General features: G+C 40.7%; 12 protein-coding genes. All 12 read right to left on the minus strand.

What is annotated here, in order from left to right; translation table 11 throughout:
• Positions 1-11: 11 nt before the first annotated feature.
• The 12 genes from ACIFPW_RS02195 to ACIFPW_RS02250 all read right to left on the minus strand — a co-directional run bounded on the left by ACIFPW_RS02195 (position 12) and on the right by ACIFPW_RS02250 (position 13093).
• On the minus strand, positions 12-146 hold the full coding sequence (locus ACIFPW_RS02195) for a hypothetical protein (RefSeq protein ID WP_430241689.1): 135 nt from the start codon (positions 144-146) through the stop codon (positions 12-14).
• Between the two features lie 185 nt (positions 147-331).
• Positions 332-1096: a DeoR/GlpR family DNA-binding transcription regulator gene (locus ACIFPW_RS02200; RefSeq protein ID WP_430241794.1), complete on the minus strand. Its 765-nt coding sequence runs from the start codon at positions 1094-1096 to the stop codon at positions 332-334.
• 81 nt (positions 1097-1177) lie between these two features.
• The gene (gene rhaB / locus ACIFPW_RS02205) at positions 1178-2659 is read right to left on the minus strand and encodes a rhamnulokinase (protein ID WP_224882750.1); all 1482 of its coding nucleotides are present in this window, start codon (positions 2657-2659) and stop codon (positions 1178-1180) included.
• On the minus strand, positions 2656-3882 hold the full coding sequence (rhaI, locus tag ACIFPW_RS02210; protein ID WP_283153771.1) for an L-rhamnose isomerase: 1227 nt from the start codon (positions 3880-3882) through the stop codon (positions 2656-2658). Before rhaI ends, rhaB begins: the two co-directional genes overlap by 4 nt.
• Before the next feature lie 31 nt (positions 3883-3913).
• Positions 3914-4279 carry a sensory rhodopsin transducer gene (locus tag ACIFPW_RS02215; protein WP_283153770.1) on the minus strand — a complete coding sequence of 122 codons (366 nt, stop codon included), beginning with the start codon at positions 4277-4279 and terminating at the stop codon, positions 3914-3916.
• A gap of 22 nt (positions 4280-4301) precedes the next feature.
• Entirely contained in the window at positions 4302-6368 is a 2067-nt protein-coding gene (locus tag ACIFPW_RS02220) for a bifunctional aldolase/short-chain dehydrogenase (protein WP_430241691.1), read from the minus strand.
• Between the two features lie 92 nt (positions 6369-6460).
• The gene (locus tag ACIFPW_RS02225; protein WP_224882532.1) at positions 6461-7780 is read right to left on the minus strand and encodes an MFS transporter; all 1320 of its coding nucleotides are present in this window, start codon (positions 7778-7780) and stop codon (positions 6461-6463) included.
• A gap of 410 nt (positions 7781-8190) precedes the next feature.
• Positions 8191-8700 carry a pyridoxamine 5'-phosphate oxidase family protein gene (locus ACIFPW_RS02230; protein ID WP_430241693.1) on the minus strand — a complete coding sequence of 170 codons (510 nt, stop codon included), beginning with the start codon at positions 8698-8700 and terminating at the stop codon, positions 8191-8193.
• 96 nt (positions 8701-8796) lie between these two features.
• Positions 8797-9114 carry an SDR family oxidoreductase gene (locus ACIFPW_RS02235; RefSeq protein ID WP_430241694.1) on the minus strand — a complete coding sequence of 106 codons (318 nt, stop codon included), beginning with the start codon at positions 9112-9114 and terminating at the stop codon, positions 8797-8799.
• A 16-nt stretch (positions 9115-9130) separates the two neighbouring features.
• Entirely contained in the window at positions 9131-9547 is a 417-nt protein-coding gene (locus ACIFPW_RS02240; protein ID WP_430241696.1) for an SDR family NAD(P)-dependent oxidoreductase, read from the minus strand.
• Between the two features lie 367 nt (positions 9548-9914).
• A complete protein-coding gene (gene argH / locus ACIFPW_RS02245) occupies positions 9915-11390 on the minus strand; it encodes an argininosuccinate lyase (RefSeq protein ID WP_430241697.1) in 1476 nt (491 codons plus the stop codon).
• 17 nt (positions 11391-11407) lie between these two features.
• Positions 11408-13093, minus strand: coding sequence for an ABC transporter permease (locus ACIFPW_RS02250; protein ID WP_430241699.1), 1686 nt, complete (start codon positions 13091-13093; stop codon positions 11408-11410).
• Positions 13094-13096: the final 3 nt, after the last annotated feature.

The raw sequence follows: 13096 nt of genomic DNA on the forward strand, positions 1-13096 counted from the left end.
GGGAAGCTTTTTTACTCTCGCATAACGACTAAATGAGAGTTGTTTTCTACGCGGTTCCAAGTATGAACCTTCCCATTTGGAATTTCGGGACTTTGTTCCTTCAGCTTATGCTTTGAGCCAAGTAGCTTGCTGTCTACGCTTAACATCACCGTTACCCGCTAATGTCCAAGACTCGATATGAGCGATTTGCTTAATCTTACTCACTGGGGATTCCCGCCCACTATATGATGCACCCTTTGCGTGGCGCTACAACCGCCCCAGTGATTCCCGGTAATTCCAAATGGAACTCCAGCCAACTGACTGGAGTTCCATTTGGACCGTATTTAAAGATCTAAGTATCTACACGGACCACATTCATTGCACGTTCGGATAATTGTTGAACATAATCATTATCCAGCTTTTGATCGGAAAGAACGTGATCGATCATATCCAACTCCGCAAAACGAGCGAATGCCTGGATACCGAACTTGCTATAATCAACCATCACAAAATTAATATCCGCAGTATCTAACATTTTCCTCTTAATGCGAGCTTGCTGTTCATTCGATTCACTAATTCCTCGGCTTAGATGGATACCCTTACAAGAAATGAAAGCTTTGTTGACATGATAATCCTCTAGCGAAGCTTCAGCGAGTGGACCAAGATAAGACATTGATTTAGAATCTAGAATTCCACCTGTTGATATCACAGTGATTTCTTTCTTTTTGCTAAGTTCCAATGCTACATTAAGAGAATTTGTCACAACAATAATAGGCACATCGGGCAGTGCTTTAGCCATATAATAAGCTGTTGTACTCGCATCCAAAATAATGGTGTCGCGTTCCACAACATGCTTTACTGCTTCAAGAGCAATTTCTCTTTTTTCTTGTACATTCGTCACTTCCCTTTCAGTATAGGGAATCTCTCTAGCACTTTGGTGAAGTTTCACTGCTCCGCCATGGCTTCGACGGAGTTTTTTCTCCTTTTCCAGTTTTTCTAAATCACGTCGAATCGTCTCTTCTGTCACAGAAAATATTTGACTTAATTCAGAAACACGAAGACTTGTTTTTTCATTTACGAGCTCAACAATCTTTTGCTGTCTTTCTGCCACAAGCATCAGCATTCAACCTCTCTTTAAACCATTAACTCTTCTATTCTCACTCTTTATTTTATCATTTGATTTAATTTATTTCTCCTCTTAAATCGTAGGTTGGCTTTCACCAATGTAGTGGCAAAACTTTTCATAAGCTGTCTTCCAGGATTCCTGACTTTCCGGGAAGTAATACGCCATTTTCGTTGCTTTCAATGCTATTTTTCTTGCTTCATCAATTCCCGTAATTCGACCTAGAGCCATTAATTGAACAAGAATATTCCCTATGGCACTAGCTTCTGTAGGACCCGCCCAGACGGGTTTACCTAAGGCATTAGAGGTAAATTGACACAACATCTTATTTTTTATCCCTCCGCCCACCATATGCAATCCAAAAAATTCTTTTTCCGACAGTTTTTCAGTCCGTTCAAAGACATATCGGTATTTCATTGCCAGACTTTCTATAATGCACCTGACAATTTCTCCTCGAGATTCAGGAATCGGTTGATTTGTATTTTTACAATACTCTTGAATTTGTTGCGGCATATTTGATGGGTTTAAAAACAACGGATAATCTGGGTCAATGAAAGATCGAAAAGCTGGCACTTCTTTAGCTTCTTCCATTAAACGCTCATAATTCGTACTTTCATGATGACCCCATATTCGTCGACATTCTTCTAGTATCCAAAGCCCCATGATGTTTTTCAAAAGGCGGAAGCGTCCTCCCACTCCGCCTTCATTTGTAAAATTCAATTCCAATGCCTCTTTATTGATCACCGGTTCTTTTACTTCCGTACCCATTAAAGACCATGTCCCACAGCTTAAATATGCAAACGACTCATCTAATGCTGGAACGCCAGCTACAGCTGATGCTGTATCGTGCTCCCCAACAGCGATAACGGGAATTGGAGAAATCTCCAGTTCTTCACACAGGTCTTCTTTTAAATGTCCTATAATGGTACCCGGCCCTACTACTTCTTGAAAGATTTTCTCAGGAAGCCCTAAAGTATCTAGTAACTCGCTATCCCACTTCATTAAATTAGGGTTAAAAAGTTGTGTAGTCGTCGCATTCGTAAATTCACTTTTCTTTATCCCAGTTAAAAAATAGCGCAGAAGATCGGGAATCATCAGTAACGACTCAGCTTTTTCTAGTAACCACCCATTCTTTTCTTTCATCGCCATCAATTGATAGATCGTATTAAATGTTAGGAACTGAATTCCTGTCTTTTCAAACAGCTTCTCCTGAGTAATCCAATCTTCATGAACTTTTTTCATAACCCCATCTGTTTGATGGTCTCGATAGTGATAGGGATTCCTTAGGAGCTCTCCATCTTTACCCAGTAGTCCGAAGTCAACAGCCCAGGTATCAATCGCGATCCCCTCAAGCTTCGCCCCAGTTTCAACCGCCTTTCCTATCGCAAGCTTAATGTCATGAAACAAACGAAGAATATCCCATTGGAATCGTCCGCTCACTCGGACAGGATCGTTAGTAAAACGATGAATTTCTACCAGTTCAAGTAGATCACCCTTTAGCTCAGCTAGCACCGCCCTGCCGCTACCAGCGCCAATATCAACCGCTAAAACGCTCACCAACTTGCACCGCCCTTACCGCGAGAAAGGATTTTTTCTCCATAACCGCTTTCCTGGTAAGCCTTCATTGGATCAATCGGTAAACCAGATTCTTCTCTCATCGCTTTAAGTAGAGGGGCTACATCAAATTCAAACGCCTGCCTTACCGCATGCTCAGCACCTAACACATCATTTCTTTCTTGAGCTTCCTTAACGTCAGCTAAGTTGATTAGGAGAGCTTTAGCATAAAGTGTTTGAATATTCGTGATTGAGCGAATCATAGCTGGGATCTTCGGTTCCAAATTGTGACACTGATCAAGCATATATGCAATGTTATCCGCATTTTTTCGAACGCTTGGATCATTATCCTTCTGTGCTAAAACGATTTGAGAGAAAATCAAAAACAGTTCATATGGATTATGGGCGGCTGCTATGAGATCATCATCCGCATACTTTCGGCTATTAAAGTGGAACCCGCCTAACCTTTGTTCATCTAGTAGATATGCAACAATATGTTCAATATTCGTTCCTTGGGGGTGGTGCCCAGTATCTACTAATACTTCTGCCTGTGGACCTAACTTCTGAGCCATATTATAGGCCATACCCCAGTCAGCTAGATCAGTGTGATAAAAGGCTGGTTCAAAGAATTTATACTCAATCAACATTCTCATATCATCGTCCATGGACTCATACATCTCACTCAAACACTCTTGCATCCAATGCTTCCGTTTCCTAAAGTCAGCTTGCCCAGGGTAGTTTGTGCCATCAGCAAACCAAAGACTCACATCTTTAGAACCAATCGTTCTAGCGATTTCTACACACTCTAAAAGATGATCTGTTGCTTTCCGACGAATCGAAGCATCAGAATTGGTGACGCTACCAAATTTATAATCGTCGTCTTGAAACAAATTTGGATTTACTGCCCCTAGATGAACATTATGGTCGATAGCATACTGCTTTAACTTCTTATAATCATCGACTTTATCCCATGGAATATGAATAGCTACGCCCGGACAGTTTCCTGTGAGTTTATGGACTTGCGCTGCATCTTCAATTTTTTCAAAAGGATCGCGTGGAATTCCTTCTTGTTGGAAAACTTTAAATCGTGTACCTGAATCCCCATATCCCCAGGAAGGTGTTTCTATGTTTAATTTTCTAAGCTTCGTTTTCACTTCTTCAAGGTTTATTCCTCTATCTTCTTGTTGCTCTTCAAATAAATGATAGTATCGATCAGAATTCCCCATTATCTCTCACCTCTCCAATACTCAGTATCTATTAATCCGCTGCGTATGCTAAAGTTGTCATTAAAGCGTTTTCAGATTGAGTCGTATCTAGTCTACTATATTGCACGACAATTGGTAGGTCACTCGTAACTTCAATTGCATATGGGACCCCTTTTGGGACAGATTCCCCATCTATATGGAGGGAATCTGTTTTTAAGTGCTTTGTACGATTTCCATGAATCTCATATTTTATGTTTTTGATCGGTTCTCGATCTTCAAAGTACAGGTGTATGTCCAAGTGCACAGTCTCCTGGTTACGGTTTAACACACAGATCGCCTCGTGACTTTCTAAAGATCCAGAACTTTTAGGAGGAATATAGGCATCTGGGATAATCCACGATTTCTTTCCGATTGGCATTGGAAAACCTCCATTCAATGATTTAGCGAGTAAAGGCTGCTGGGACTCCGCCATCAACCGTAATCATACACCCTGTAGTTTTCTCAGCATTGCTTGATGCGAAAAACGCGATCGATTCAGCGATGTCTGAAGGCAATATATTAACGTTCAAAATGGTTCGCTTACGGTAGTGTTCTTCTAATTGATCTGGTTCAATTCCATACGAAGCGGCTCTTTCTTCTTTCCATTTCGAATCCCAAATCGCAGAACCTTGAATCACAGCATCAGGTAATACCGTATTTACTCGAATACCGTATTGGCCTCCATCAGCAGCTATTGTTCGGGCAAGATGAGCCTCAGCAGCTTTAGCAGTACTATAAGCAGCAGCATTCTTACCGGCATACACAGAATTTTTCGAGCCGACAAACACCATATTTCCGCCTATTCCTTGCTCCTTCATGAGCTTAAAAGCTTCTCGAGCAACGAGGAAATATCCTTTTACTAATACGTTCATATTCATATCCCATTTTTCAACAGTCGTTTCTTCAAAAGGACTTGAACTGGCCAACCCAGCGTTGTTGACGATAATATCAAGGCCACCGTACTTCAAAACGGATTGTTGTATCGCTTCAGCCACTTCTTCTTCTTTCGTAACGTCCATTTTTACAGCAATCGCTCGTCCAGCTCCATACTTTTCTTCCAGATTAGACGCTACCTGTTCAGCGCCGTCCACATTGATATCTGCCACTACGACATGCGCTCCATCCCTGGCAAAACGCTCGCATGTTGCAGCGCCAATCCCACCTGCACCGCCTGTTACGAACGCAACTTTTCGAGAAAACTCAGCCTCTGCTGGCGAAAGGCTTAGTTTATAAAGTTCCAATGGCCAATATTCGATATGATAAGATTCATTTGCATTAAGTGATACAAATTCTCCAAGTGCAGCGCTTCCTTTCATCACAGCGATTGCTCTATGATAGAGATCTCCGCTCACTTTAGCTGATTTCAGGTCTTTTCCAGTATTAATCATTCCAATACCTGGAATGAGAATAACTCGCGGGGATGGATCAGACATTTTGTCCTCTTCGGAACGATTTGTCTCAAAGTATTGAATGTAATCCTCTTTATAATCCGTTATTCCTGCTTTAATCAACCGGATAAGATCTTCCGTACCTTGATTTTGGGGATCCCAGTCAATAAACAACGGAACTCTCTTCGTATGAACAAGGTGATCCGGACATGCAGCGCCTATTTGTGAAAGATCTTTTGCATCTTCACTGTTAACAAAATCCAAAACTTCCTTATCATCGGAATACGTTAGCAGCATGGTTTTATTCTCACTAACTTCTCCTCGAATGACTGAGAGAATGTGACTTAAAACCTTTTGATGTTCGTTATCATTTAACGACTCATGCTTTTGACCACCAAACATCGCTTTTTGTTTTTGCTTTTCTGTTATATAACTTTCAGCTTCTTGAATCACGGAAATTGTTTTCTCATAACTTTCTTGTGATGTCTCTCCCCAAGTGACAAGTCCATGTTTCTCCATTAAAACTAAATCAGCCTGAGGATTCTGACGAACAGCTTCTGAAATCATTTTTGATAACGTAAATCCTGGTCGAACGTAAGGGACCCAAACAAATCGATCGCCGAATATGTCATTTGCAATTTCTTTACCGTTATGTGCACAGCAAAGACTAATAATAGCATCAGGATGTGTGTGATCTACGTGTTTAAAAGGTAAAAAGGCATGCAATAACGTTTCGATAGAAGAACGTGGATGTTTACTATCAATCATACAATGAGACAAATATCCCACCATCTCTTCATCAGTCATTTCATCTCTTTCCATCAACGGGAGGATATCGTCCATCTTTAATCCAGTAAAGTCCTTTTCTCCCATCGTAGCGAGATCGGAACCACTGCCTTTCACCCACATGACTTCCACATCTTCGCCTTTGAAATCGCTCTCAATCGTTTTCATGGACGTATTGCCTCCACCAAAATTACATACTGAACGATCACTTCCTAATAAATTAGAGCGATAAACAAGCTCTTCAACACCGTTTCGATCATTCGCTTCCTGGCTATCCCATCGGTTCTGAATCATTTTTTCTCCTCCAAACAAGCAATTTTATAAATTCATTATCTATACCATATCAAACTTTTGTTTATTTTTGAACACTTTTGTTTACTTTGTTTTTAATTAAAGTTCCTATTTTCTTCTATTACCACGGTTTCTTTTTGGCCAAAGCGCTCTTCCTCGATTTCTTCAAGGGTTTTACCTCTAGTCTCTGGGGCAAGAATGATGCCAATCAAGAAATGGATTACTAAGAAAACAATCATAACGATTCCAGCCGCTTGAAACCCGAGGTTGTCCATAACTGTGGGAAGTAGAAACGACCATATTGCGATACCAAACCGAACTAAGAAGAACATAATGCCCTGCGCTCCCGCACGATACTTCGTTGGGAATAACTCACTAGCCCATAAACCATAAAACGCTTGAGCACCAAAGCCAGCGGCACATCCCCATAAAATGACGAAAGCAAATAACGAAAACCAATTCATTGGCATGAACGTCAAGATAATCCACGCCACGATTCCCATAACAGCGCCTAAACCAAATAAAAACCGACGGCTATACTTATCTCCAAATTTCATAAAGACAAAGAATGTCGTAGCCACTGTTAACATCCATAAAAATGCTTGAAGTAAATTAGCTTGTCCGCTTGATAATCCACCTACATTTTCATATATGTAAGGCATAAAATAACCCATTGCACCTGCAGTTAAGTTCCAGAAAAGATAGATTCCCACTAATAAGAACAAAGCTTCGCGATTCACTTTGAGAGTAAACAATTCTTTCAGAGAGCTCCGTGACAAGCTTCCAGATAAGCCACTTTGCTTCTCACGTTCTTTCCCCTCTTTCCAAATTTTAGATTCAGATAGCCCCTGTCGGATATACCAGGTAATAAATGCAATGATAAGTAAATGTACAAATATAAGCCGACTACCCATTAAACCTAATGGAGCAAGAAGAACGGCGAGTAAAAATGTTACTGCCGGTCCCACCGACCAGGCAAGCTGTGCTGTTCCAACATGAGCGGCACGTTTTTCATGTGGAGCTTCTTCTGCAATATACGTCCATGAAGCTGGCACACCCGCTCCTACTGCAATACCAGTAATAATGGTTCCTATTAAAAGCATAGGAAAATTGAACGAAAGAGCGATCAACAACACGCCCAGCATATAGGCCAATAAATCATAAGTATAAATAAATTTCCTTCCATATTTATCACATAAATAACCACCAACTAATGCACCAACCGCAGCACCAAAAGCGTTAGCACTCAGGGCACTCAATAACCCTATCGCCATGCTGTCCAGTGTAAGATAAGCTTGCCACAACGTTAAACTACTTGCCGCAGCGATGATCGAACCGGCTTCAATATAGTTTGCCATCGCAACGGATATCGTCGCCTTCCAACCGGTTGTACTTTTACTACCTATTTTCGCCATATTTTTCCTCCTCTTCAAATTAGCAAGCGCTTACAAATAAAGGTGTAAACCTCAGAAAAATAAACCAGTATAGGTTCTAAAGTCTAACTGCAATTATCTGTTTCATTTTTCTGAATATAAACACTTATTTTGCCTGTATTGAAATAGTAAACAATAAAACCAAATAAGTCAACATAAACAAATGTATTCATTTTTGTTTATATTTGTTTTGGATTAGCGGGACGGTTCTAGCGATTCACTGTTGCATAGCAGATTGTATGGGAGTCATACTAAAGCCTCCCCCTAGTTTACTTGTTTTCTGAAATCATCCATATTTAAAACCCCCTTGCTTGCGCAAGAGGGTTTACGTTAAACAAATTCGTTAGAGATTTTTTACTGACCTCGAATCAATAGAATCATTTCTGCTGATTCTAATTCCTATTAAAGTGTACCGTATCTTTTAAATCATTGCCTTCTTCTAATGATTTACTGGTTGTCACCTTTTTCACAAACTCTTTGACCGTTTTAACATTCACTCCCGACTCCCAATATTCAGCGATTTCCGGCGTGACTTTAACCAGTACAACATCCGGATCATCAGCAGAAGTATTTAATAGCTTTTCAACAACCTTATTCATGTACTCTTTCTTCTTCACGCTATCCTGAACCAATTCAGCAGTGCCGCTAATCGACACATAAGATGATCCTGCATACGCTAAGTTTACGGCAGGAGTAAGCTTAATATCCTCATATTTATCCGTATCTTTTTTGGTAATAAACCAGATCTCTTCCTGATCCAATTCGACTTCCTGTGTTTGCATAGGACGAGACATCAGCTTGCCATCTGGAGAAATAGTAGTTAACATTGCTACTTTCTCATCTTTGATCAAATCTTTAATATTTTTAAGGGTTTTCTGATTTTCTAAATGTTGGTTTGTCATTTGTAATTCCTCCTTCAGATAGTGAAACTTGATTTCAAAAAAATAGCTTAGAGACTCTCCTAAGTTAGGCGTTATCTGCTACTAAATTAGGAAAAATTATACTCCAAAGGTGTTCCCACCATTTACATTGATATTTTGTCCAGTAATAAAGTTAGCCTCGTCACTTGCTAAAAAACGCACCATGTAGGCAATGTCTTCCGGTTTCCCTAACCGGTTCAAAGGAAGGCCGTCAATATAACTACCTGCGCTTGCCTCGGAAACGTCACCATGGCGCTCAACCGGAGTAAAACCTGGATGCACAGCATTGACTGTGATGTCAAGTTTCCCTAGCTCATTTGCCCAGGAGCGAGTCATTCCAATGACCGCAGACTTTGCGGTAACATAATTCGAAAAATCGCTATTGCCTAATTCCACAACTTCGCTTCCAATATTAATAATGCGCCCCCACTTTTTTTTCTTTCATAGGCTCCATAACCTCTTTTAAAAGTAATAAAGGGGCCTTCACGGTAAAATGCAGCTGATCCAAGTAATCTTCCCAAGACACTTCTTCCAACGAAAATTCTGGCTGTGGACCAGTGGCGTTATTGGCGAGAATATCAATCGGTTGCTGGAAAGTCTCTCGTGAAACAGCTACCAACTTTTCAACATCTTTTTGATCTGTGATGTCTGCTTGAATAGCGACTGCTTCTCCACCAAGCTCTTGAATATCATGAACAACCGCTTCTGCTTTTTCTTGATTGCTACTGTAATTAATAATTACCTTTATTCCAGATTCAGCAAGTTTTTGGACAATCACTTTGCCGAGTCCTTTTGAACTCCCTGTTACTAGGGCAACTTTTTTACTCATCATGTCCCCCTATCATCACGCTAATTTACTCGTTTCTTTTCATGAGACAAAAGACCAAAAACCTGTCCTTCTGTCTCTACCATTCACCTATACTTTCGTTTCCCGCTTACCCACAAAGTTACACGTTTTTCAACGATCAGTAATTCCACACTAACAAAGCCCTTGTTTCCAAGGACTTTTGCAATCTGTAGGAGTGAAACATAACGCGGATTTTTTCTCCTAGTCACGTTCTTTCAACAGGATCAGTTATGGGGATCCATCAACTATCAAATATTTATTCTTTTACTCAGGATTTAAAAAAATAAGTGCAAAAAATCCCTTCATTACTACGAGCAATCACATTAGAACCCGCTTAACTACTGCTCTATCAACTTTTCAAATTCTCTTTAATCGAATTGATCTGGGTGGAATACGTTTCTATCTTCTCGGTGAGGTTCTTCAACCGCCCTTTACGATCCAACACCATCCGCTCTACAACTTGTGGACTTGGCCCACCTGTTACGCTCCTTCTCTCAATAAACGTAGAAGGGTCACAGATATTTTTCCAATCTTCTTCTAAAAGTTGCACGCCGCCAATCCACCCATTTACTTCAGAAACGCTCACTTCATATAACTCTTTCTTTGCATCATTTGCTTTCTTACTTACGTAGCTCGAAATCTGGTGTGCTTTTCGAAATGGCACACCATAATCTCTAGCGAGGACGTCTGCTAACTCAGTAATCGTAATCATATTTGTTTTGGCTTGCTCAAGTGCTCGTTCCTTGTTGAATTTCATTGTCGTAATGACAGCTGTTAATAGCTTGGTAACACGATTCGCTTTATGGAACCCGTTATATAGGTGCGGTTGCAAATCATCTTCTGTATCCACAATATCTCCATATGGCGTGTTGTGAATCATTTGGATGACGCTTAGTCCTTCGCCAACTGCGCTGCTAGCGAGTGCTCTTGAATGTTCCAATGATACCGGATTTCTTTTCTGCGGCATAATGCTACTTACCTGGACATAAGCATCAGAAACTTTAAGTAATCCTACTTCATTAGACGCCATACGGAGAAGCTCCTGAATCCACCTGCCCATGTTTGTCATCAAACTAACTAATGTAAGAGCGGTTTCTAGCAAATAGTCTCCTGTCCCAATCGCATCATAGGAATTTTCCATCACGTCATCAAACCCTAGTAGCTCGACCATTCGTTCTCGACTGATCGGAAATCCAGTCGTTGTAATGGCCGCCGCCCCCATCGGCGAACGATTCACTGTATTATACGCTTGCCATAAGCGGTCCACGTCTCTTGATAGATTATCGGATATTGCTAGTAAATAGTGACCAAATGTGGTTGGCTGAGCAGGTTGAGTATGCGTGTGAGCCGGCATCACCGTATGAATATGGTCTTCCGCTTGCATAACAATTGATTGCCCTAGCTTTTTAACGTTTCCCAACAAGTCGAGCATATGATCTCGAATCACGATCCGATACATCGCTTCACCCATATCATTTCGACTCTTCGCGATATGCATCTTGCCTGCTAAATCGTCACCAATTACCTTCGCCACTTCGGCTTCTACAAGAAAAAAGAAATCTTCATATTCCGGGACATAGTTTAGTAACTTCTTCTCCATCTTCGCTACTTCATTGACGCCCCCCAAAATCTTCCTTGCTTCCACAGCAGTAATAATTTTTTGTTCTTTCAGCATCGTCGTATGCGCGCGATGAATCATAAACATCGCATCAAATAAGTAGTCACGCTGATCTTTGAAAACCGGTTTAAGCAGTTCGTCTACGTAGGTTTTCCCGGGAAAACAACCCCCATCTTCTAGCTCAAAATCTTCCTTTCTTTTATTCATGGTTTCACCTCATTGTACTAGAGCGTATTTTCTGATTTAACTCCGAAGAATTTATAAGAAATAATCATCACGATCGCAATAAGACCAACCTGAATCATGCCATAGGCTGCAGCCTGACCAAGATTAAACATCCTTAGTTGATTCATAATCTCAATGGAAATTGGGCGATTGTCTAACGTATACAACAAGACAGATGTCGGAAACTCTCCAACTGCCTGAACAAAAGCTAGCAGAGTTCCGCTTAGAACTCCTGGCATAATAATCGGCAAGACAACTCTTCTGAATGTATACAACCATCTCGCTCCTAAATTCTGTGCGGCTTCTTCTATCGAATCATCCATTTGCTCCAGTACAGCGTTCGTCGACCGCACGACGAGTGGTATAAAACGAATAAAATATGCGAGAGGCAAGATCCAGAATGTACCGACAAGTACTTGACCAAACGAGAAAATCGACTTACTGTTAAACGCTAAAATAAGATTCATTCCAACAACAGTAGCGGGTAATGCCCATGGAAGCATAACAAGAATATCTAGTAAATTCTTACCGAAGAATTTTCTTTTCACAAGTGCATAAGAAGTAATTATTCCGAATACAAAACATCCTAAGCATGCAATGAAAGCCATGATTAAACTATTACGAACCGGATCCCAGATATTCGGATCCTCAAACAGTAAACGATAGTTTTCAAGATTGAAAGAAGTAGGATACTTCTGCCACGTCCACGCGCCTTCTGGAACAAAAGATAGTATCGCTAAAACCGCATGTGGCAGTAAAAGCACAATCATCGCTACTATTCCAAGAGACACCATCATCCATTTTAGGATTGGGTTATTGACCTCACTTCTGTGAGCACCAATCCCTTTTGATCCCATTCGATAGTCTTTTCGATTTTGGAACCAACGCATAAATAATAGGAAGGTAATCGAAACGGCTGAGAGAATAACAGATTGCGTTGCCGCCATTTCCAAATCGCCATTAATTTTGGAAAAGTAGATTTGGAGACTTAGCACTCGATACCCTCCAGCAAGTAGAAACGGAGCACTAAAGGAAGCCATCGAAACCATAAAGACAAGCAGGGATGCTGCAACTAAAGCGGGTGTTAATAATGGAAATGTGACCTTCCAAAATACGCCTAAACGTCCTGATCCAAGATTGGCTGCTGACTCTTCCAGCGATGGGTCGACATTATTAAGTGCTGAAGAAACCGTCATATAGAAATACGGATACATTGTATAAGCGTGAACGAGAAGAATTCCCGTCACACCGCCTATGCTAAATGGAACTTCCTCTAAATTCAGTAAGTCTTGAAGCGCTACCGGGATAAGTCCCGCTTCTCCGTAAAGCCACATAAATGCCATTACTCCAACAAGTGAAGGTAAAACAATTGGCATGATCGCTATTCCTGAGAAAAAGGAACGACCAGGAAAATTATACCTTGTAAAAATAAACGCAAGTGGTACGCCAATACATGCACTTAGTAAAACAGATAATAAGGATATGTAAACCGAGTTCCATAGTGCTTCTAAATTTGCTTGTGCTTTCGGGCCAAAAAAGTCCACATAGTTTTGTAGAGTAAATAACCCATTTTTCTTAAAGCTTTCTATAAACGTTTCAACTGTTGGATAGAGAACATATCCAACGAGGACCAGGATAATCGGTATAAGAAGAAGGATCGTTTTTCTTTTCTCTGCATTTAACAATCT

Source organism: Pseudalkalibacillus sp. NRS-1564 (assembly GCF_050467905.1).
GTDB classification, from domain to species: domain Bacteria; phylum Bacillota; class Bacilli; order Bacillales; family Guptibacillaceae; genus Guptibacillus; species Guptibacillus hwajinpoensis_B.